Genomic DNA, 21,583 nt, shown 5'->3' with positions numbered 1-21,583 from the left:
TTTGCCGGCCTCCTTGTCAGCAATTCCAAATTTCGTTTTCCAGCGCCCGATTGTTGGCCCGGTGATCAGTAGATGAAACACCCAAATTTGGAATTGCTACCTCCTTGTCCTCGCGAAGCACGCAGTCACCGCTGTCGCTCTGAGGGTCGCCGCCAAGCAGAGCTCTGAGTGCGCAGCGGATTGGACGCCTTGGACACCCTACCCGTCCCTGCCGGTTGAAAGCTCGGCACCAGATGGCGCTTGCCGTTGCCGATGAGATCGGTGCGACCCATGCGGGTGAGTGCCTCGCGCAGCAGCGGCCAGTTGTCCGGGTCGTGGTAGCGCAAAAACGCCTTGTGCAGGCGGCGCTGTCGTTGGCCGCGCGGGACGGCCACGCGCTCGGAATCCGGGGTGATGATTTTCAGCGGATTGCGCTCGCTGTGGTACATGGCCGTTGCCAGGGACAGCGGGGTGGGCAGGAAGGATTGCACCTGGTCAAGCCGGAAGCGATTGCGCTTCAGCCACAAGGCGAGATTCAGCATGTCCTCATCACTGGTGCCGGGGTGGGCGGCGATGAAGTAAGGGATCAAATACTGTTCCTTGCCCGCTTCGCGCGAATAGCGCTCGAACAGCTCGCGAAAGCGCTCGAAGCTGCCGATGCCTGGCTTGAGCATTTTGCTTAAGGGTCCGGGCTCGGTGTGCTCGGGGGCGATTTTCAAATAGCCGCCCACATGGTGGGTGACCAACTCGCGCACATAAGCCGGTGAGCGCACGGCCAGATCGTAGCGCAGCCCGGAGGCGATGAGAATACGCTTGATGCCGGGCACTGCCCTGGCCTGGCGATAGAGACCGATGAGCGGGCCATGGTCGGCGTTAAGATGCTTACAGATGTCCGGATGCACGCAGGACAGCCGGCGGCAGGCCGCGGCAATGACCGGGCTGCGACAGGACATGCGCCACATGTTGGCGGTTGGGCCGCCGAGATCGGAGATGGAGCCGGTGAACTCGGGCGCGCGGTCGCGGATGTCCTCGAGTTCGCGCAGGATGGACTCCCGCGAGCGGCTCTGAATCACTCGGCCCTCGTGCTCGGTGATGGAGCAGAAGGTGCAGCCGCCAAAGCAGCCGCGCATGATGTTGACCGAGAAGCGAATCATCTCCCAGGCCGGGATGCGGGCGGCGCCGTAGCTCGAATGCGGACGGCGCGCGAAGGGTAGCTCAAACAGGCGATCGAGTTCGGGGGTGGTGAGTGGAATCGGCGGCGGATTCAGCCACAGCCAGCGATTGCCATGCGCTTGCACCAGGGCGCGGGCATTGCCGGGATTGGTTTCCAGATGAAACACCCGCGCGGCATGGGCGTAGAGCACAGGATCGGCTCGCACCTGCTCATAGGCCGGCAACTGCACCAGGGTACGCTCGCGGGTGGGAGCGGCTTGCGCCGCGACAGCCACTGGCGCCGGCGGCGACCGCGCGACATCCGCCTGGTTAGCACCTTTCTGGTCCGAGTTCTGGTCCGAGTTCTGGCCCGAACACAAGGGTTCATCGCGATAGGGATCTGGATGCGGGTCAAGCCGTCCCGGCTGATCCAACGTCCTGGCATCCAGCCGCGTCCAGTCTCGAGGCAAGTCGCGCACCATGAAGGCGGTGCCACGCAGATCGCGAATCGCGCTGATCGACTCACCGCGCGCCAGCCGATGCGCCAGGGCGACCAGCGCGCGCTCCGCATTGCCAAACAGCAAGATATCCGCCTTGGCATCGACTAGCACACTACGCCGCACCTTCTCCGACCAGTAATCGTAATGCGCCACTCGGCGCAGGCTGGCCTCGATGCCGCCGAGTACGATGGGAACGTCTTTGTAGGCCTCGCGCGCGCGCTGGGCATAGACGGTCAGGGCGCGATCGGGGCGGCGGTCGGGGGCGGCATCGGGCGTGTAGGCATCATCGGAGCGCTTGCGCCGCTCGGCGGTGTAGCGGTTGACCATGGAATCCATGTTGCCGGCGGTGATGCCAAAAAACAGCGCCGGGCGACCCAGGCGGCGAAAGTCCTCGGCATTGGTCCAGTCGGGCTGGGCGATGATGCCAACACGAAAGCCCTGGGCTTCAAGCAGCCGGCCAATAATGGACATGCCGAAGCTGGGATGATCCACATAGGCATCGCCGCAGACGATGATCACATCGCAGGCGTCCCAGCCCAGCAGGTCCATCTCGGCGCGCGACATCGGCAATTCCGGCGCCGTGCCGAATTTGTGCGCCCAGTGTTTGCGATAGGAGAAAATATCCGGTGGTTCGGTCATGGTCATCCATTGGTCAAAATGGGAGGCATCGGCGTGCCCTTTCGATTAGGATAACCGGTTATTCCGCGCTTCGCGTTCGCGGCCGATCACCCGCGACCAGCGTGATCTCGCTCCCCACCCACTCGAGATTGTAAACATGCGACAGGCGGTTAGCGCCAAGGGCGCGACCGAAGAAGCATCAGGAATCAAACCTCTTAGCGGCGGCAAGACGGCCGGCAGCCGGGTGCGCGCCTCCGACTGGCAGGGTACTGACTGGATGCACGCGGCCCTCGATGCCGCCACCGATGCAATCGCGGTGATGGATGCCGATCTGCGTCTGCGCTTCGCCAACCGCGCGCTGGGTGACTGGCTCGGTCGGCCCGCGCCCTCACTGCAGGGGCTTTTGCTGTCTGATTTTTTGCCGGCGCCCTTGGCGCGCGATCTGATTGAGGGCGACCGTCAGGTGCTCGACACCGGGGTGTCGCTCGAAGAAGAGCGCTTGATTGAACTCAAGGGCCAGCGCCGCTGGATCAGCCTCAAGCGCAATCCGCTGATGCACCAGGGACGCCGCATCGGCGTCATGGTGGTGGCGCATGATGTGACCGCGCGACACGACAGCGAAAGCGCGCTGCGCGACAGCCTGGAACTGCAAGAGCGCTTTTTCGCCCAGGGTGTCGCCGGCATCGCTTATCTCGACCGGGCATTCAACTTCATCCGCGTCAACGAGGCTTACGCGCGTTATGGTCAGCGCCAGCCGGGGGACTATGTCGGGCGCAATCACTTCGAGCTGTATCCGCATCGGGAAAATCAGGCGCTGTTCCAGCGCGTCATCCGCACCGGCGAGCCCTATCTGGAGCATGCCCGTCCCTTCCGGCATCCGGATCAGCCGGAGCGCGGCATCACTTATTGGGATATTGGCCTGCAACCCGTGCATGACAACAGTGGCGAGGTGAGCGGTCTGGTCATGACCCTGGCCGATGTGACCGAGCAACACCAAAGCACCCTGGAGAAAGCGCTGATCCTCGGCAGCATCACCGATTTGGTGTGCTTCTTCGCCGCGCCTGACATGCGCGTGACCTGGTCCAACGCCGCCTATGGTCGTCAGTTTTCCCGCGCGCCCGAGGCTCTGGTTGGTCAGTACTGTCATCAGCTGATCCAGCATCGCGACCAACCTTGTGCCGGTTGTCCGGTGATCGAGACCTTCGCCACCGGACAACCGTCGGAGTCGCGCCAGACGCTGGCCGATGGGCGCGAATGCCTAGTGCGTTCCTTTCCGGCCTATGCCGAGGAGCAGGGCCAGCGCCGCCTCACCGGGGTGGTGGAGGTGGCCCGCGACATGACCGACCTAGCCCGCGCCGAGCGCAATTTTCGCACTGCCTTCGACGAAAACCCCAGCCCCATGGCGCTATTGGATGCGGTGAGCCTGTGTCTGATCGAGGCCAATGACGCCTTGCTGAGTGTCCTGGCCAGAACCCGTAGCGAGGTCCTCGGCCAGACGCTGATCAGCCTGGGACTGGAGACCAACGGACCGCTGGCGCAAGCACGCGCCGGGCGTTACATCGCGCCGAATGAAAGCTTCGAGGTGCGCCTGCGCCTGGCCGAGGGGAGCCATTTTATCGGCGAGGCCAAGGTGCGGCGTATGACCACAAGCAGTGGCGAGGTGCTCTTGCTGATTATCCATGACGTGACCGACGCCAGGCGCCTGATGGAGGCGCTGGAACATCGCGCCAACCATGATTCACTCACCGGCATCCCGAATCGGGACAGCCTGCTCAAGGTGATTCGTCAGCTCAAGCATCGGCGCCATCGAGACAGCGCCCCCTCGGCCCTCATCATGCTGGATGTGGATCACTTCAAGACCATCAATGATCGCTTCGGCCACCCTGAAGGCGACCGGGTTCTGCGTGCCGTGGTGGACAGCCTGAATGCGGGCCTGCGCACCACTGATCGCATCGCGCGCTGGGGCGGGGAAGAGTTTTTGATTCTGCTGCCTGACACCGACACCCAGGGCGCCCTGCAGCTGGCCGAACGCCTGCGCGCGCGCTTGCTCAAGACAGGGTTTCCCGCCGTCGGTCAGGTGACCGCGAGTTTTGGCGTGGCCATGGATGACAACGACCTTGACGAGCAGACCTGGATTGATCGCGCCGACGAGGCCTTGTATGCCGCCAAGGCCGCCGGACGCAACCAGGTGCATCTGTGGCGCCGACAGAGCAACTGAGCAGGTCGCCGCCAGCGCCGACAAGTGCGAACAACCACGGGCATCCAGCCGCGATTTACTTTAGCATAGCGCCTTTCTGATCGTCTGGGGTGATCTCGGCTGTACTCGAGGCCACCGCAGTTTGGCTTTGAGCGACCATCATGAGGTTTACCGATGCGGCAAGCAGCTCGCGCGACGGATTGTCCCACCATCACGCCGGTCGCGATGCTCCGGCACCATCACCCTCGGTCGCGCTGGCGTCTCCTTCCGGCAGCCGTGCTCTTGGGTCTGGTGCTCGGCGGTTGCGGCAAGCCCGAAGCACCTCCAACCGCCACCGCACCCCCTTCAGTGGTGGCGCAAGCCGCCACAACCGAGCTGGTCGAGGATGAGGCGGATTTCGTCGGCCGCGTGGTGGCAATCAATAAGGTGGAACTGCGCGCCCGCGTCGAGGGCTTTCTGAAAGAACGCCGTTTCAAGGAAGGCGACCGGGTCGAGAAAAACCAGGTGCTCTTCCTGATCGAACCGGATCAGTACGAAGCCATCGTTGAGCAGCGCCTAGCCGATGTCGCCTCGGCCAAGGCGAGCGAGCTCAATGCCAGCGCGCAGCTCAAGCGCGGGCAGGAACTGCTGGCAAGCAAGAATATCGCCCAATCCAAGGTCGATGAACTCCAGGCCGCCGAATCTGTCGCCCAGGCCAGTATTCAGCAAGCACAGGCGGCGCTTAACGCGGCGGAGTTGAATCTGGGCTACACCCAGATCACCGCCCCGGTTGCCGGGCGCATTGGTCTTGCCAATTACACCGTCGGCAATCTGGTGAGCCCGTCATCCGGCCCCTTGGCGACCCTGGTTAGCCAGAACCCCATCTATGTACAGTTCCCGGTGACCCAGCGCGAACTGCTCGAAGCGCGCCGCGAGATCGAGAACAGAGGCGGAAATCCCGAGCAGATTAAAGTCTTGGTCGAGCTACCCGACGGCAACCAATACGAGCACTCTGGCCAGCTGAATTTTGTCGATGTCACCACCAACGAGACAACGGACTCCGTTACTCTGCGTGCCGAGATCGCCAATCCGGATGGGATACTGATTGATGGGCAGTTCGTGAATCTGAAGCTGGCGCTGGGAGATCCGGATGCGTCGGTCGTGGTGCCTCAGGCCGCGCTCCAGGTCGATCAACAGGGGATCTACATCTTTGTGGTCGATCAGGACAATAAGGCGCAGGTGCGTCGCATCCAGACTGGCCCGACCAAGGGCGCGAATGTCGCGGTAACCAAGGGCCTGAAGGAAGGCGAGTTGGTGATCGTCGAGGGGATTCAGAAGGTTCGCCCCGGCCAGCCGGTAAAGGCCAGTCCGCCGCGGGCGCTGGATAACAGCGGCTTTGCCGAGACCGGTGCTGATGCCAATCAAGATGCTGGTGGTGATGCATCCAAGGGCGCACCCAAGGACGCATCCAAGCCGGCGACTACCGGAGCATCCAAGCCATCTGTCGGCACCCTGAATGCGACAGCTGGCGATAGCGACGCCCAAACCGACAGCGCCAAGGATGCCGATGACAAGCAGGATCAGGAGACCCAGAACAATCAGAACAAGCAGGACGACCAGGGCAAGCAGGATGGCCAGGCCGAACGCGAGCAAAACAGCGAGGCCAACGCCCTATGATCTCCGACGTCTTCATCGACCGGCCACGACTGTCGATCGTCATTTCGGTCGTCCTGACGCTCGCTGGCCTCATTGCCATTACCCAAATCCCGGTCGCCCAGTTTCCGGACATTGTTCCACCACAGGTTTCGGTGTCGGCCTCCTACCCTGGCGCTGGCGCCTCGGTGGTCGAGTCCTCGGTCGCTCAGCCCATCGAGTCCCAGGTCAATGGCGTCGACAACATGCTCTATATGCAGTCGACCAGCGCCAATGACGGTAGCTATTCGCTCAATGTGACCTTCGCGCTTGGCACCGATCCGGACATGAACACGGTGAACGTGCAAAACCGGGTCAATCTTGCCCAGCCCCAACTGCCTTCGGAGGTCACCCGTCAGGGCATCACGGTCAAGAAGCAATCGACCGCGATGCTCCAGGTCATTGCCCTGCATTCACCAAAGGAGAGCTATGACGCGCTCTTCTTGAGCAACTACGCCACCATCAATGTCATGGACACCCTGGCGCGCGTGCCGGGGGTGGGTGAGGTCAATCAATTCGGCCCACTCAATTACAGCATGCGCATCTGGCTGGATGTGGACCGCATGACGGCACTCTCGCTGTCGCCGCAGGATGTCATCAACGCCATTCAGTCGCAAAACGTCCAGGCGGCGGTGGGCACCATCGGTTCCCAACCGATGACCCCAGATCAGCAGTTCCAGATCAGCCTGCAAACCCAAGGTCGGCTGACCGACACCAGTGAGTTCGAGAAGATCGTGGTGCGCGCCAATCCCGACGGCTCCACGGTGCTGATCAAGGATATCGCCAAGGTCGAGCTGGGCTCCCAGCAGCTCAGCAGTGTCTCCATGCTTGATGGCAAGGACACCGCCGGCATGGCCATTTACCTGGCCCCAGGCGCCAACGCGGTGGCCGTGGCCAAGGGCATTGACCAGGCGATGGAAAAGCTCGCCCAGAACTTCCCCGACGACCTGACCTACTCCATCGTTTATGACACCACGGATTTTGTTGAATCCAGCCTGGAGGATGTGATTCACACCCTGTTTGAGGCCTTCGCGCTGGTCATCCTGGTGGTGTTCATTTTCCTCGGCAGTTGGCGCGCCACCCTGATTCCGCTGGTGGCGGTGCCGGTGGCACTGGTGGGCACCTTCGCCTTCCTGCTGATGATCGGCTTCTCGGCCAACACTATTTCGCTACTCGCCGTGGTGCTGGCCATCGGCATCGTGGTCGATGACGCCATAGTGGTGGTCGAGAATGTCGAGCGCATCATGGAAGAAGACGGGCTCGATCCGCGAGCCGCCGCCAAGAAAGCCATGGGACAGATCACCGGCCCCATCATCGCCGTGACCCTGGTGCTTCTGTCGGTCTTCGTGCCCGTGGCTTTCATTCCCGGCATCACCGGACAATTGTTTCAGCAGTTCGCCGCCGTGGTGAGCTTCTCCATGCTGATCTCGGCGATCAACGCGCTGACGCTCTCGCCAGCCTTGAGCGCGGTGTTGCTCAAGCCCACGCACCATCGCAAAGGCGGCATCATGGCGCGACTGATGGGAGCTATTGACGGTGTGCGCGACGGTTATTCCTCCATTGTCAAACGCCTGGTGCGGGTGGCAACCCTGGTGCTGGTGATGGTGGCCGTCATTGGTCTCGGTGCTGGCTGGCTGTTTAGCCACACGCCGACAGGATTTTTACCTGAAGAGGACCAAGGCGCCTTCATGGCCGAGGTGCAACTGCCCGAGGGTGCCTCGGTGAATCGCACCATCGCCATCAGCCAGCAAATCGTTGAAATGATGCAGGATGACCCGGCCATCGCACATCTGCTGACGGTGCCTGGCTACAGCATCCTGAACGGCAGCGTGCAGTCCAATAGCGCACTGGTGGTGGTCCGTCTCAAGCCATTCTCCGAGCGGACAACCCCAGATTTAGGCGTGAATGCCGTGATTGGGCGCATGGCGGCAAAAACCAGCGAGATTGCCGGCGCCCGCGTCATGCCCTTTAATCTGCCGCCCATTATCGGGTTGGGCACCGGTGGCGGGTTTGAGTACCAGTTGCAGGACTTGCAGGGTCGCACCCCGCGGGAACTGGCTGGGGTGATGCGCGCCATGGTCATCGCGGCCAATCAAGAGCCTGGATTGGAACGGGTGTTTTCCACCTGGACCACCGACACGCCGCAGATTTTTCTGCACATCGACCGCCAGAAAGCACAGACCCTCGGCGTCGCCATCAGTGATATTTTTCTCGCGCTGCAATCCACATTGGGCGGCTACTATGTGAATGACTTCAACAAGTTCGGCCGCGTCTGGCAGGTGCAGATTCAGGGCAACGAGCGCGATCGCGAGCAGTTCGACGATGTCTATCGGATCCATATCCGCAATAATCAGGGCCAGATGGTCCCGATTCGCGCTTTGTTGACGCCGGAGTTACTGCTTGGACCGCAGATTCTGCAACGCTACAACAACTACCGCAGCGTTAGCATCCAGGGCGAGCCGGCCCCGGGCTACAGTTCTGGTCAGGCACTCGCCGATATGGAGGCGCTCTCGCTCAAAACCCTGCCCGCCGGCTATGGCTACGAATGGACGGGCACGGCCTTCCAGGAGAAGCAGGCTGGCGGTCAGACCAGCATGGTGTTGGGGCTAGCGGTACTCTTTGCCTACCTGTTTCTGGTCGCGCTCTACGAGAGCTGGTCCATGCCCGCGGCGGTCCTGCTGTCTGTCACCGTGGGCATGCTTGGCGCCACCCTGGCTCTCTGGCTGACCGGCCTGCCGAATGACCTTTACGCCCAGGTTGGCATCGTGGTGCTCATTGGTCTGGCGAGCAAAAACGCCATTCTGATCGTCGAGTTCGCCATGGCCGAACGCAAGGCCGGGCGCGGCATCGAGGAGGCCGCCATCAATGGCTCGCATCTGAGAATCCGCGCGGTGCTGATGACCAGCTTTGCTTTCATCCTTGGGCTGATTCCACTGATCACCGCCTCGGGGGCCGGCGAGGCCAGTCAACGCGGTGTTGGCACGGCGGTCTTCGGCGGCATGCTGGCCGCGGCGGTGTTGGGGATTTTCCTGATCCCCATGCTCTATGTGGTCTTCCAGCGCGGGCGCGAGTGGTTTCATGGATTGGGTAAGACCAAGACGCCAGCACCCGCGATACCACCCGCTTCTTCCTGACCGGAACCGATCAATGCACTCACCCAGCGGAGATAACAACGTGACCGACACCGCCGCCCAGGACGCCGACCTCAATGCCGAGGCACTCGCCTATCATGCCGAGCCAACGCCCGGCAAAATCGCCACCGAGATCACCAAACCGGCCAGCACCCAGCACCAGCTGGCCTTGGCCTATACCCCAGGCGTGGCCGAGCCGGTGCGGCGCATTCATGCCGACCCGGCCGATGCCTATCGCTACACCAACAAGGGTAACCTGGTCGCTGTCATCACCGATGGCACCGCGGTGCTGGGCCTGGGCAATGTCGGTTCCCTGGCCGGCAAGCCGGTCATGGAAGGCAAGGCGGTGCTGTTCAAGCGCTTCGCCGGCATCGACTGCTTTGATATAGAAGTCAATGCCGACAGCCCGGATGACTTTATCGACACGGTCGCGCGCATCGCCCCGACCTTCGGCGGCATCAATCTCGAGGACATCGCCGCGCCCCATTGTTTCGACATCGAGCGGCGGCTGATCGAACGGCTGGACATTCCGGTCTTTCACGACGACCAGCACGGCACCGCCATCATTATCGCGGCCGGTCTGCTGAACGCACTCGAGCTCCAGGGCAAAACGCTACAAGATGCCAAGATCGTCATTCTCGGCGCCGGGGCCGCCGGCATCGCCGCCATTCACCTGCTGATCAGCCTGGGTGCGCGGCTCGAGAACATCTTTACCCTTGATCGTAAAGGGGTGATACACCCAGGCCGCGATGATCTCAACACATTCAAGGCCGAGATCGCCAACGCGACCGACAAGCGCACGCTCGCTGACGCCATGCGAGATGCCGATGTCTTTATTGGCGTGTCTGGTCCGGATCTGGTCAGCGACGCCATGCTTGCCTCCATGGCGCCCAAGCCCATTGTGTTCGCGCTGTCCAATCCTATTCCGGAGATCCGCCCCACCCAGGCGTTCAAGGTGCGCGATGATCTGATCATGGCCACCGGCCGCTCGGATTATCCCAATCAGGTCAACAATGTGCTTGGTTTTCCCTTCATTTTTCGCGGTGCGCTCGATGTGCGTGCCTCGCGCATCAACCAGGCGATGCAAATCGCCGCGGTCGAGGCGTTGCGAAGCATCGCGCGCGAATCAGTGCCGGATGAGGTGCTCAAAGCCTATGAGTTGGAGGCACTGGAATTCGGCCCCGACTACATCATCCCCAAGCCCTTCGACCCGCGCCTGCGCGAACGCGTCCCCCAGGCCGTGGCCCATGCCGCCATTGATAGCGGGGTTGCCGCGATGTCTTAGCGCGACTTCGGCTCAAAGCCAGCGTGCGCACCCAGCAATTCCAAATTTGGGTGTCGCTCTGGTATAGATAATCGGGCCAACAACCGGACGCTGGATAACGAAATTTGGTATCGCTGGTGCACGCTTGGCCTTGAGCGCGAAGTCCGGGTTAGGTCTAGAATCGAGGGGTGGAACCTCTAGCATCCAAATCCATCCCGGCAACCCCACTCTATTCCTCACCGCCGCTGGCGGCAAGGGGCGGGACAGCTGATCCGCGCCTGCGCGGAGAACGACTGTCCTTCCTCGCGATCCTGCTTCTCTGGCTGCTGTTGCTCGGTCTGGCCGTCAGTCAGTATCTGGTCGACACCCGCGACTTCGCGGATCACCTGTTGCAGAGTGCGCGCGCCCGCACCGAGGGCTTGGCACTCACCGAAGAGTCCCTGGTACTCGCGCGCCTGGCCGAGCTTGACCGCGCGCTCATTCAGATCCGCCAAATCCGCCCCATGACCGATGGGCCGGCCATGGCGGCGGCGGTACTGCGACCCCGCAGCGATCAGGTCCCGGTGTTGCTTGATTTTCTGCTCCTCGACCGCGACGGGCGCATACGTGCCTGGGCGTCCGATGGCGACCCGCCCATGGTAGCTGATCGCAGCTATTTTCTCCGCCATCGCGCGGACCCGCGTGACCAGCCACTCCTCTCCGAGTTGCTGGACTCGCGCATCTACCCCGATCATCATTTCCTGGCCCTGAGCCGTCCGGTGCTTGATCAGCAGGGCCAGTTCGCCGGTGCCGTGGTGGCCATCATGGATGTCGACTGGTTGGCCGAGGCGCTAGCAATCGCCGACCGGCTTGCACGCACCTCGGTGACCATTGCCACCCATGACGGACAGATGATCGTGCAACAACCGAGCGAGCAGCGCATGGTGGGTCTGATCGCACCCGAGGTCGTCGCCTTGGCGGAGGCCGACGGCAGCCTGAACTCTCGCGTGTTCGAGTCTGGCAATGAGGCTGCGCGCATGGTGTCGGTGCGTCTTCTGCGGGACTGGCCCCTAGCGGTGATGGTCGAGGAAGAGATCGGCCCGGTGATGGTCGGCATCGCCAGCCACAAGCACCAGCAGATGCTGAGCTGGAGCCTGGTGGCCCTGGTGGTGAGCGCCCTGCTCGCGAGCCTGTTGCACTTGCTGCGCCGTCAGGCCCAGGCGGCGACGGCGCTCTCGGCCAATCTGCGGCTGACCCGCGCCAAGGAGCAGGCCTTGCGCGAGAGCGAGCACAAGTTCCGCTCGCTGGCGCAGAATGTACCCGGCGTGGTCTATCGCTGCCTGAATGAGCCGCGTTGGACCATGGACTACATCAGCGACGGCATCGAGAGGCTCAGCGGCTATCCGGCGGCGGAGTTCCTCGCGCCCTGCCAGCGCAGCTACACGGATCTCATTTTCCCCGAGGACAGGGACAGTGTCTTTGAGCGGATCCAATGGGCAACAGCGGCGCACGAGCCGTTCGAGATCAGCTATCGTATCCGCCATAGCGACGGCCACATCCTCTGGGTGCAGGAGACCGGCCGCGGCAGCCATGGCGCGGATGGCCAGCTCGAGTGGCTTGATGGCATTATCGTCAATATCACCGAGCGTAAACAGGCGGAGGCCCGCCTGCGCGAACTCAAGGACTTCCACGCCATCGCCTCGCGCCTCGCGTTGGCCAATGCCAACTTGCGCATCGACGCCATCGACGAGGGTCTGACCCGTTGCCTGAGCATTCTCGGGACTTATCTCAACGCGGGGCGCGCCTATATTTTTAGCAACGACTTGGTGGCGCGCACTTGGTCAAACTCGCACGAGTGGTGCCGCGCGGGGGTCAGCTCCCAGCTCCAGGCACTCCAGGATATCCCCTTCGAGAGCTTTCCCGGTCTAATTGAACAATTCCTCGCCGGTGATGCGCTCTTCATCCGCTCCGTCGATGCCTTGCCGGCGCCCATGACCCCCGTGCGCGAGGCGCTCGCGGCACAGTCCATTAAAGCCTGCGTCATGCAACCCATGCGCGTCGATGGCGAACTGATCGGCTTTATCGGTTTTGACGACACCGAGCGCGAGCGTTCCTTTAGTTCGACCGAGCGCGCGCTTTTGCAACTCGCGGCCGATAACTTTGCCGCCACCCTCGCCCGCCACCGACAGTATCTGGGCGAGCGCCAGGCACGCGAGGCGCAGGAACGCCTAAACCGGGCACTTAATCAGTCGATCGAGCACGCGAATGCCATGGCGGCGGAAGCCGATGCGGCGAACCAGGCCAAAAGCCGTTTCCTCGCCAACATGAGCCACGAAATACGTACCCCCATGAATGCCGTGATCGGCATGACCTATCTGGCCCAGCGTAAGGCGGTGGATCCCGAACAGCGCGAGCAGCTCGACATGACCCTGACCGCCGCTCGGCAACTGCTCGCGATTTTGAACGACATACTCGACTTTTCCAAAATCGAGGCCGGTCGCCTGGACCTGGAAGAGCGCCCCTTCGCGCTTGACCATCTGCTCGACACCCTGAGCGCCATGATCCGCGAGCCGGCCGGGCGCAAGGGGCTCGCGCTACGCGTCGAGATCGCACCCGACACCCCGACCCGCCTGATCGGCGACCCCCTGCGCCTGGGCCAGGTGCTGACCAACCTCGCCAGCAATGCGGTGAAGTTCACCGAGCGCGGCGAGGTCGGCGTGCGCATCCAAGCCCTGCCAGACGCGGTCGAGGAAGGGAAGATCAGGCTGCGCTGCGAGGTCTGGGACACCGGCATTGGCATCGACCCCCAGCAGCTTGGGCGACTGTTCAAGGTGTTCTCCCAAGGCGACAGCTCCACCACCCGGCGCCACGGCGGCACCGGACTCGGACTCGCCATCAGCAAAAGCCTGATCGAGCGCATGGGCGGTCGGATCGAGGTCGAGAGCACCCCCGGCCAAGGGAGCCGTTTCAGCTTTAGCCTGCGCCAGCGCCTGGATCTCAATGCGGCCCCGAACCGACCCAAGACGAACCTGACACCCGACCTAGGCGGTACTGGCTGGCCGGCCAAAACGGGCTCTGAGCACCCGGCACCCGAGCAATCAAGTCCAAGTTCCATGCACTTTCGCGGCCGCCATGTGCTGGTGGTTGAAGACAACAAGCTCAACCTGCAATTGGCCTGCGCACTGCTGGACGAACTGGGCATCAGCGTCACCACGGCAACCGACGGACTCACAGGAGTGGATCTGGCGCTGTCCCAAGCCTTCGATCTGGTGCTGATGGATATTCAGATGCCAGAACTCGATGGCCTGGAGGCAACCCGCCGCATCCGCCGCGCCGAGCAGGCGCGGCAATCGGGGCGGCCGGTCCAGTCCGCGCCAGAGGCAAGGCCCAGCCCGCCCATCATTGCCATGACCGCCCATGCACTCCCCGATGATCGTGAGAAAAGCCTGGCCGCCGGCATGAACGAACATCTGACCAAGCCGATCAACCCGGAGCGCCTGCTCGCCCTGCTGCGGCGCTGGCTGCCGCCCACGCCAGCGCGCCCGCGAATCGATCTTGAGCGAACACCCGAGGCCGAGCCACCGCCCCGACCCAGGTGCCCCGACTCAGCTCCCCGTGCGACCAGCCTGCTGCCGCCCAAGTGGCCGCCCTTCGATCTGCAAGCGGCCTGTGCCCGCTGCAATGGCAATCAGCGGCTGTTACGGCGACTCATCGCCACCTTTGCCGAGAGCTTCGATCAAGCTGACCTGGGCATCCGCAACGCCCTGGCCACCGGCGATACCGAGGGAGCGGGTCAGCGTCTTCACTCATTGAAAAGCAACGCCGCTACCCTGGGGCTCAGCGCATTGGCCAGCACCGCCGCCGGTCTGGAAAAGTCCCTGTCCGCCCGCACCCCGGAGTCGGACGGCGCGGGTAATTTCTCTATCAACGATCCGAGCGACGATTTAGCCCTGGAGCGCTTGAGCCAGGAACTCGCCGAGGCACTACTGGCCGCGCGAGCGTTGAGCAAGTGGTCGCCTGCACCGCCTCAGCGGCAAGGTAGGCGCCAACAACCCGAAGAAGAGCAAGCACTGGATGCAGGCCTCAGCTCGAAAACCATCATCCGCCCACGGCTGATGCAGCTGCGCGATCAGCTCGCCGCCAACCAATTGAACGCGCGACGCACCTTTGCCGATCTCCGTCCGCTGCTGGCGCGGGGCACCGATCCGCTCGCGCTCGCTGACCTGGGTGCGGCGCTCGAACGGCTGGATTTCGCCGACGCCCTGCGCCAGCTCGATGCCGCCACCTTCGAGGAGCCGCTAGTCCGCACTGACGTCGATTCATCCACCTCAAGCAGTCCAACCCCAAACAGATGAACCAGCCACGCATCCTGATCGTTGATGACGAGACCAGCAACATTGAGCTGATCGCCGAAATCTTCATGGATGATCACGAGGTGCTCTTCGCCACCGATGGCGCCAAGGCACTGGAACTGGCCGCCACCGCCAACCCGGACCTGATTCTGCTTGACGTCATCCTGCCCGGGATGGACGGCTTCGAGATCTGCGCGCGCCTCAAGGCCGAGCCCCACACTACCGAGATTCCGATCATTTTCATCACTGGCCGCGATGATATCGAGACCGAGACAAGCGGCCTTGCCCTGGGTGCCGTGGATTACATCACCAAGCCCATCAACCCCCAAATCGTGCGCATGCGAGTGAGCAATCACATCGAACTCAAGCGTGCCCGCGATCGCCTCACCCAACTCGCCGCCACCGATGGTCTGACCGGACTGGCCAACCGCCGGCGCTATGACGAGGTGCTCGAGCGCGAGGTGCAACGCCACAGACGCAGTGGCGCGCCCCTTACCATCATCATGCTCGACATCGACCACTTCAAAACCTACAACGACACTTATGGCCATCTGCGCGGCGACGATTGCCTGCGCGCCATCGCCACCCGCATTCGCGACTCCCTGTTGCGCACCACCGACCTGGCCGCTCGCTACGGCGGCGAGGAATTTGCATGCATCCTACCCGATACCGGCAACACCGAGGAGGTCACGGCCATCGCCGAGCGCATCCGCGAGAACATCATGGCGCTCGCCATCCCGCACCAGACCTCCCCCACCGCCCCCCATGTCACCATCAGCCTCGGCGTGGTCACAGGCTATTGCACCCAAAACCTGCAACCCGAGCAGTTCACCGCCGCCGCCGACAAGCAACTCTATCTGGCCAAATCCCAAGGACGCAATCGCCATGCGATCGACCAACTCGAGGAAGGGATGCACACTCAACCAGCGGCCGCGACAAAGTCAGCCTGATCGGATGGAGATCCGGCACGCATGGCCGCTTCCGTTGCGCCCTGTCAGACAACCGCGGCTGCCGGCGTAGTAGACTGGTACCAACAACCAATAACAAACCGGCATCCCGCACCGGAAACAACAACAACCCACAGGGGGAGGTCATGCGACTGCATATCCGGCTCGAAACACTCTGCTGCATCATCGCCCTGGCACGCGAGTTCCAGGCCAAGGAGGAGGTGGTGATACCAGATTCACCAGCCGCCCCGACCGAGGACTGGGCGCTGCAAATCCTGGCTGACCACAGCGAGGATTACAGCCTGAACCAACTGCGCCAGAGCATTGCCGAAATGGGCGAGCGCCAACGCGCCGAGTTGGTCGCGCTCATGTGGCTGGGGCGCGGCGACTACAGCATCGACGAATGGGAAGAATGCGTCGACCAGGCGCTGGGTGATTTCAGTCTGCGCGCCTGCGAATACATACTGGGCCACCCGATGATCTCCGACCACCTGGAGGAAGGCCTGATCGCACACGGGCTATCTTGCGATGAGTGAGTCGTGAACGAATCCTTGTCGCCAAATACGATGTGGTAGACATCCGGCACAAGCGGCTTCAGCAGAGATTATTTCTGCTGCCAAGCGCAGAAGCGCAGAAGCGCAGAAGCGCAGACCGCTCGAGCCACCCCCCGCGGCATCGTGTTTGCTGCAAACATCCCCTTTGATCGCAGCTGCGGACATGTCGCTGACAGGCAGTCCTGCTTGTATCAACATGCCGCGACCTTATCTCACTGATCGATGAACTCAATCCCTCAGCGCGTCGCCCCGAACTGAATGGGAAGCGTGGTCGGTGGCAATGACATCAATTCAGCCCCGGCTCTAGAAAATGCACCTAGTCATCGATCATGCCCGGCAGCAGGAGCCGACCCTGGGCGTCGAGAATCCGATCAGCCGGACGTGACTGCAAATCACCGCCAATGGCTGCGATACGTCCGTCACGGAGGTAGATATCGGCATCATATTGACGCCCCTCGTTGACCGCACGCGTTGGCGATCAGCAGTGTTTTCATGGTCGTTTCCCAGATGCTGGTTCAAGAACAGTCTGTTTTAAAGATAAGGACTCAACAGCCGCGCGGCGCCATCACGCAGTTTGATCGGCACCGGGCGGGCGCGCATCTGCCGCGCGCTCATCTCCGTTGCCGCTTGCAGCTTGGTATCGAACAACTGCTGAAGCTGACACGCAAGTGGACGATCATATACCTCCACATTGAGCTCAAAATTGAGTCGCAAGCTGCGCGGATCCCAGTTGGAGGATCCAAAAAAGCTCCAAAGATCATCCACCAACATCAGCTTGGTGTGATCAAAGGGCGGTGGTGAGAGAAAGACTCGGCAGCCGCCGGCGAGAATCTGCTCCGCCTGCCCTTGGGCGGCCCATTCGACGAATCTCAGATTGTTCCGTCCAGGAAGCAAAATTCGTACCTCGACACCACGTAACGCGGTGACATTAAGCGCCGTCAGCAAGACCTGATCGGGCAAGAAATAGGGGGAGATAATGCACACCCGCTCGCGCGCCTGAGCCAGAGCGCCGAGCATCATGCGGCGGATCACATCAAAGTCCTCATCGGGTCCATCTGGCAGGCAGCGCGCCAGGCTGTCCGCCACTGGAACCAGTCGCGGAAACCAGGTATCGCCGCTCAGGCGCTCGCCGGTGGTGAAATGCCAGTCCACCTCGAAGGCATTCATCAGTCCACGCACCACCGGCCCCTCAAGCTGAAAATGCAGATCTCGCACCGGCCGGCGCGGACAGTTGGCCAGCAGGCAGCCACCGCGGATATTCAACCCCCCGGTGAAGCCGACGCGCCCATCAACGACCAGGATTTTGCGATGATTGCGCAGATTTAGATACTGACTGCGAATCGGCAGCAGGGACTCAAGAAACACCGCCACCGGCACCCCCAAGCGTCCCAGCAAGCGCGGTGCGCGCGGACGGCTGTAACGCTGACCAACGGCATCGATCAACACCCGCACCTGGACGCCGCGACTTTGGGCGCGCTCAAGCGCGGCAACAAACTGGCGTCCCGCGGCATCGATATCGAAAATATAGGTCGCGAGGGCAAGGCTATGCTGGGCCCCATCAATGGCACGCAGCATCTGCGGATAAGCCTGATCGCCATTGATCAAGGCGCACACCCGGTTACCGGATTCAAGCACCGACTGCGTCAGGGCATCGCCAAGGTGTCCCAGCGGCACCCAGTCGGGGTAGCGCTGCTCGAGCAGATGATGTGCTCGATCCTCGGACGCGATCCGCGCCGACTCGCTCTGTGCCGAAGCCTGGGGCCGCAAGCGGTGCGCCTTGCGCTGAATGCGGTTAACGCCAAATGTCCAGTAAATCAGCAAGCCAATCAGAGGCGCAAGCCAGACTAGTCCGGTCCAACCCACGGTGGACGCCACATCCCGGTTGCCCAGCAATATATGCGCCGTGGTCAGAATCACCGCGATCATTTGGGCCGTGAGCACAAGTTGCAGCCCCAGATGTTCAAGCTGAACAATCAACTCCATGCCATACTCTCACTGCCGTTGGCTACTTAACCCCCTTGCATTATGACCCATGAACCCACCACCGGAAGTTGGCGTCTGTTGCGCCCGCTCTTGTTCCGGCTCGATCCGGAGTTGGCCCATCGCCTAACCCTCGTCTTGGCCGGCTCCTGGTCGCGCACCCTGGACCGCTTGAAGGTGCCCTCGCGCCCAAAGCCAGCTGACCAAACTGGAGCTCGACGCCTGATGGGCCTGACATTTCCCAACCCAGTCGGACTGGCGGCCGGGTTGGACAAGGATGCCACCGCGGTGCAGACCTGGCAGCGCATGGGCTTTGGTTTTGTCGAGGTCGGCACGGTCACGGCACATCCGCAGCCAGGCAATCCGCGCCCGCGGCTTTTTCGCTTTCCGCACCAGGGCGCCTTGGTCAATCGCATGGGATTCAACAACCTGGGGGCGGAGCAAATGGCGCGTAGGCTGCGCACGCTGCGCCATGGCGGATGTCTGCGTGTGCCGCTGGGTGTCAATATTGGAAAATCCAAAAGTGCCAGCCCGGCGGAGGCCGCGGCTGACTATCGCCAGAGCTTTAACGTCCTTGGCGAATGGGCGGACTATGTCACGGTCAATATCTCCAGCCCCAACACGCCCGGACTGCGCAATCTCCAAAGCATCCAGGACGTCAGGCGCATCATCTCGGCGTTGCAGACCGCCAATCAGGGCCTCGCCTCGCCTCGGCCGCTCTTGGTCAAACTGGCGCCAGACCTGACTGACGGGGACGCCATCGACTGCGCCCGGGCGGCCCTGGACGAAGGCTGCGCGGGCTTGATTCTGACCAATACCACCATCGACTTCTCGGCCCTGCCCGACCCGCCCGCCGGACTGAGCGGAGGTCTTTCCGGCAGACCTGTGTTGGCTCGCAGTACCGAGTTGCTCGCCACGCTGCGAGCGGAACTGGGTGAAAAACCGGTGTTGATTGGTGTCGGGGGTATCTTCTCACCCGAGGATGCCGTGGCGAAGTTCAACGCCGGCGCCGACCTGATCCAGCTCTATACCGGACTGATTTACCACGGACCCGCATTGGTGCGACGCATCCTTGAGCAAGACCTGGAACCACGGGCATCGGGAGAGTGAAAACTTCTTGCACCGGAAGGCGCGCTTGCGGATCATTTCGCCACCCTGAAACCGCGCCCGCCGGATGCTGTCCCGCTCGAATCGGCAGGCGTAACTTGCAGGCCACCGCAAGCGCCTGCCTGCCGGAAGTCGACACCCATGTACAGCCACGACCGACTGGTGATCCTCGATGCCGATGGCACCACCATCGATGCCTTTCGCGCGATCGAAAAAACCTTCAACCATCACAGCATGGACATAGGTCCGCTGGCACGCTTTCAGAAACGGCGCAACATCTTTAAGTACCTTGGTGGCTTCAAAGAGATGCCGCAAAATCTGCGCCAGCAGATTGGCTGGCGGAAGCGCACCAAGCTGGTTGCCACCCTCACCGAGGTCTACCGCGAGGAAGCGCGCATGTTCGATGGTATCGAGCATCTCATCCATGCGCTCGCCGAGGCCCCGGATGTCAAAGTCGGCATCGTCACCCGCAACATTACCAATGATCCACTGAGCACCCTGCATCGGCTGTTCGAGCGCCATGGGCTGGACCACGGCATGCTCGACTTTCTGGTGCACCTGCCATTGAGCGAGCATAAGTTGCCGTATTTTCGCCAACTGCGCGAACGCTTCAAGATCAATCCGGCACGTGCCTATGCCTGCGGTGATGAGGTGAAGGACTACCGCGCCGCCGTCGGCACCGGCATGCATCCTTTCATGGTGTCTTATGGGTTTGAGGACTTCGAGCGGCTGCATCTGCGCCACGAGATCCCGGCCGAGGTCATTTTGCCCACCCCGGATGCACTTGCCGAGCGTGTCACTCATGCCCTTGGCTTACGCCTGGGTCAGGTCCGAGATCAAGCGTCGGATTCAGATTAGCCGCGCCAGCTTCAACTCCCCTCGTATCAGCTAACGCATACCTGGGACTCGAGGCTTAAAGACTAGCGTCGGCGCGGCACAGGCACAGGCACCAAATAGGGCGCTCGCATTCCGCGCGCGGACCGACCGTTCGTCGGATTGACGACTCGCAATCTATCTCAGGCGTGATTTCTCGGTTGACACATTAGTAAATGCTAATATAATGAACTTCGTTGTCGCCACACCGGCGTCAACTCGAGATCACAATACTGACGGAGACGAGAAAATGAAAAAGCTTGCTACCGCGGCGGCCGTGGCCGCACTTCTGGGTGTTTCAGCAACCGCCAGCGCCTGGTGGGGTCCCGGCAATGGTTACGGCCCCGGCTACAATGATGGCGTCGGCGATTTCTGGAACGACATGTTCGGCGATGGCTATGGCGACTTCAACATGAGCTTCAGCGGCGGTGGTCGCGGTCGCGGCACTGGTCGCGGTTATGGTCGTGGCTATGGCTATGATGCCCCCTACTACTACGGCGGTCCTTACGGCCACCCCTATGGCGCGCCCGTCGCTCCATACGGCGCCCCGGCTCCTTATGGTGCCCCAGCCCCCTATGGCGTACCTGCCCCACAGCAGCCAGCCGAAAAGCAGTAAGTTCGCCTGATCCAGTTCAGTTCGTTACCGGCGCTTGGCGGCCGGCTCGAAATCTAGACTTTCGGAACCCGAAGGCCGGCCATGGTGCCGGCCTTTTTGCGTGCCGCCTTGGAGCCTACCGGGACGAATGGATTCGCTTAACTGACTGCCAGAGCAAATCAATTCGCCCCTACTCAGGCACATTCGGCGGATCGAGATCATCGGCGGGTTCAAGGTCCGGCGGTTGCCGCTCCAGCCACTCATTGAGCAGGCGGACATGCTCCCTTTCCTCGGCGGCCATTTCCGCCGCCAGGTCGCGCACCCGGACATCCCCGGTGTGATCGGCAATGCCCTGATAAAAGGCCCGCGCCTGTTCCTCGTTGAACAACGCCACCCGCAGCGCCTGGGTGGCTGTCATCAAGTAATTGACCTCTTCGTCCAGACAATGGCTCTCGGGCCCGTCCGGGCAGTTCCATTTGAATTCCCAGGGCGGAATCCGCGGCAACGCAAGCCCATGGGCGCGCGCCTCGATGGCGGCGGCATGCGCCTCGCTCAGCTGGGCGAGTTCGCGGAACAGGCCCGCCACCTCGGCATTGTGATGCACCTCCATGCTGTCGGCCAATTGGTGGAAGCGCCCGGCTGACTCGTGTTCCAATTCCACTGCGTGGGCGCAGAGTTCTTCCA

At 62.2% G+C, this 21,583-nt stretch carries 13 protein-coding genes; 10 read left to right on the top strand and 3 right to left on the bottom strand.

Annotation, left to right across the window (positions count from 1 at the left end):
* Nucleotides 1-125 precede the first annotated feature (125 nt).
* Complete coding sequence (locus tag Thiowin_RS01350; protein ID WP_328988175.1) at nt 126-2,270, bottom strand: YgiQ family radical SAM protein; 2,145 nt, start codon at nt 2,268-2,270, stop codon at nt 126-128.
* A 136-nt stretch (nt 2,271-2,406) separates the two neighbouring features.
* Here Thiowin_RS01350 and Thiowin_RS01345 point away from each other — a divergent pair, with 136 nt between their 5' ends.
* The 7 genes from Thiowin_RS01345 (at nt 2,407) to Thiowin_RS01315 (ending at nt 16,326) form a co-directional block, all read left to right on the top strand.
* Nucleotides 2,407-4,467, top strand: coding sequence for a sensor domain-containing diguanylate cyclase (locus tag Thiowin_RS01345; RefSeq protein WP_328985959.1), 2,061 nt, complete (start codon nt 2,407-2,409; stop codon nt 4,465-4,467).
* A gap of 153 nt (nt 4,468-4,620) precedes the next feature.
* Nucleotides 4,621-6,102 carry an efflux RND transporter periplasmic adaptor subunit gene (locus Thiowin_RS01340; protein ID WP_328985958.1) on the top strand — a complete coding sequence of 494 codons (1,482 nt, stop codon included), beginning with the start codon at nt 4,621-4,623 and terminating at the stop codon, nt 6,100-6,102.
* The gene (locus Thiowin_RS01335) at nt 6,099-9,251 is read left to right on the top strand and encodes an efflux RND transporter permease subunit (protein WP_328985957.1); all 3,153 of its coding nucleotides are present in this window, start codon (nt 6,099-6,101) and stop codon (nt 9,249-9,251) included. Before Thiowin_RS01340 ends, Thiowin_RS01335 begins: the two co-directional genes overlap by 4 nt.
* Nucleotides 9,252-9,264: 13 nt before the next feature.
* Nucleotides 9,265-10,533, top strand: a complete 1,269-nt coding sequence (locus Thiowin_RS01330; RefSeq protein WP_408034144.1) for a malic enzyme-like NAD(P)-binding protein — start codon at nt 9,265-9,267, stop codon at nt 10,531-10,533.
* Between the two features lie 167 nt (nt 10,534-10,700).
* Nucleotides 10,701-14,846, top strand: a complete 4,146-nt coding sequence (locus Thiowin_RS01325; RefSeq protein WP_328985955.1) for an ATP-binding protein — start codon at nt 10,701-10,703, stop codon at nt 14,844-14,846.
* The gene (locus Thiowin_RS01320; RefSeq protein ID WP_328985954.1) at nt 14,843-15,793 is read left to right on the top strand and encodes a diguanylate cyclase; all 951 of its coding nucleotides are present in this window, start codon (nt 14,843-14,845) and stop codon (nt 15,791-15,793) included. Before Thiowin_RS01325 ends, Thiowin_RS01320 begins: the two co-directional genes overlap by 4 nt.
* A 143-nt stretch (nt 15,794-15,936) precedes the next feature.
* Nucleotides 15,937-16,326 carry a DUF3775 domain-containing protein gene (locus Thiowin_RS01315; protein WP_328985953.1) on the top strand — a complete coding sequence of 130 codons (390 nt, stop codon included), beginning with the start codon at nt 15,937-15,939 and terminating at the stop codon, nt 16,324-16,326.
* 549 nt (nt 16,327-16,875) lie between these two features.
* On the opposite strand, the gene cls is transcribed toward Thiowin_RS01315, so the two are convergent.
* Complete coding sequence (cls, locus tag Thiowin_RS01310) at nt 16,876-18,270, bottom strand: cardiolipin synthase (protein ID WP_408034255.1); 1,395 nt, start codon at nt 18,268-18,270, stop codon at nt 16,876-16,878.
* Nucleotides 18,271-18,369: 99 nt separating this feature from the next.
* On the opposite strand from cls, the gene Thiowin_RS01305 reads away from it, so the two are divergent.
* The 3 genes from Thiowin_RS01305 (at nt 18,370) to Thiowin_RS01295 (ending at nt 20,920) form a co-directional block, all read left to right on the top strand.
* A complete protein-coding gene (locus Thiowin_RS01305; protein WP_328985951.1) occupies nt 18,370-19,434 on the top strand; it encodes a quinone-dependent dihydroorotate dehydrogenase in 1,065 nt (354 codons plus the stop codon).
* A gap of 138 nt (nt 19,435-19,572) precedes the next feature.
* Complete coding sequence (locus Thiowin_RS01300) at nt 19,573-20,289, top strand: HAD family hydrolase (RefSeq protein WP_328985950.1); 717 nt, start codon at nt 19,573-19,575, stop codon at nt 20,287-20,289.
* Between the two features lie 265 nt (nt 20,290-20,554).
* The gene (locus Thiowin_RS01295) at nt 20,555-20,920 is read left to right on the top strand and encodes a sulfur globule family protein (protein ID WP_328985949.1); all 366 of its coding nucleotides are present in this window, start codon (nt 20,555-20,557) and stop codon (nt 20,918-20,920) included.
* Between the two features lie 169 nt (nt 20,921-21,089).
* Here the strand turns inward: Thiowin_RS01295 and Thiowin_RS01290 are convergent, their stop codons facing one another.
* Nucleotides 21,090-21,560 carry a ferritin family protein gene (locus Thiowin_RS01290; RefSeq protein WP_328988174.1) on the bottom strand — a complete coding sequence of 157 codons (471 nt, stop codon included), beginning with the start codon at nt 21,558-21,560 and terminating at the stop codon, nt 21,090-21,092.
* Between the last annotated feature and the right edge of the window lie 23 nt (nt 21,561-21,583).

The sequence above is a fragment of the Thiorhodovibrio winogradskyi genome, assembly GCF_036208045.1.
GTDB classification, from domain to species: Bacteria; Pseudomonadota; Gammaproteobacteria; order Chromatiales; family Chromatiaceae; genus Thiorhodovibrio; species Thiorhodovibrio winogradskyi.
This window is presented reverse-complemented; position numbering and strand designations above follow the sequence as displayed.

Bases quoted from the DNA above. Each gene is read 5' to 3' on its own strand.
- Thiowin_RS01350 (WP_328988175.1), bottom strand. From the start codon at position 2,270: ATGACCGAACCACCGGATATTTTCTCCTATCGCAAACACTGGGCGCAC.
- Thiowin_RS01345 (WP_328985959.1), top strand. From the start codon at position 2,407: ATGCGACAGGCGGTTAGCGCCAAGGGCGCGACCGAAGAAGCATCAGGA.
- Thiowin_RS01340 (WP_328985958.1), top strand. From the start codon at position 4,621: ATGCGGCAAGCAGCTCGCGCGACGGATTGTCCCACCATCACGCCGGTC.
- Thiowin_RS01335 (WP_328985957.1), top strand. From the start codon at position 6,099: ATGATCTCCGACGTCTTCATCGACCGGCCACGACTGTCGATCGTCATT.
- Thiowin_RS01330 (WP_408034144.1), top strand. From the start codon at position 9,265: ATGCACTCACCCAGCGGAGATAACAACGTGACCGACACCGCCGCCCAG.
- Thiowin_RS01320 (WP_328985954.1), top strand. From the start codon at position 14,843: ATGAACCAGCCACGCATCCTGATCGTTGATGACGAGACCAGCAACATT.
- Thiowin_RS01315 (WP_328985953.1), top strand. From the start codon at position 15,937: ATGCGACTGCATATCCGGCTCGAAACACTCTGCTGCATCATCGCCCTG.
- cls (WP_408034255.1), bottom strand. From the start codon at position 18,270: ATGATCGCGGTGATTCTGACCACGGCGCATATATTGCTGGGCAACCGG.
- Thiowin_RS01305 (WP_328985951.1), top strand. From the start codon at position 18,370: ATGACCCATGAACCCACCACCGGAAGTTGGCGTCTGTTGCGCCCGCTC.
- Thiowin_RS01300 (WP_328985950.1), top strand. From the start codon at position 19,573: ATGTACAGCCACGACCGACTGGTGATCCTCGATGCCGATGGCACCACC.
- Thiowin_RS01295 (WP_328985949.1), top strand. From the start codon at position 20,555: ATGAAAAAGCTTGCTACCGCGGCGGCCGTGGCCGCACTTCTGGGTGTT.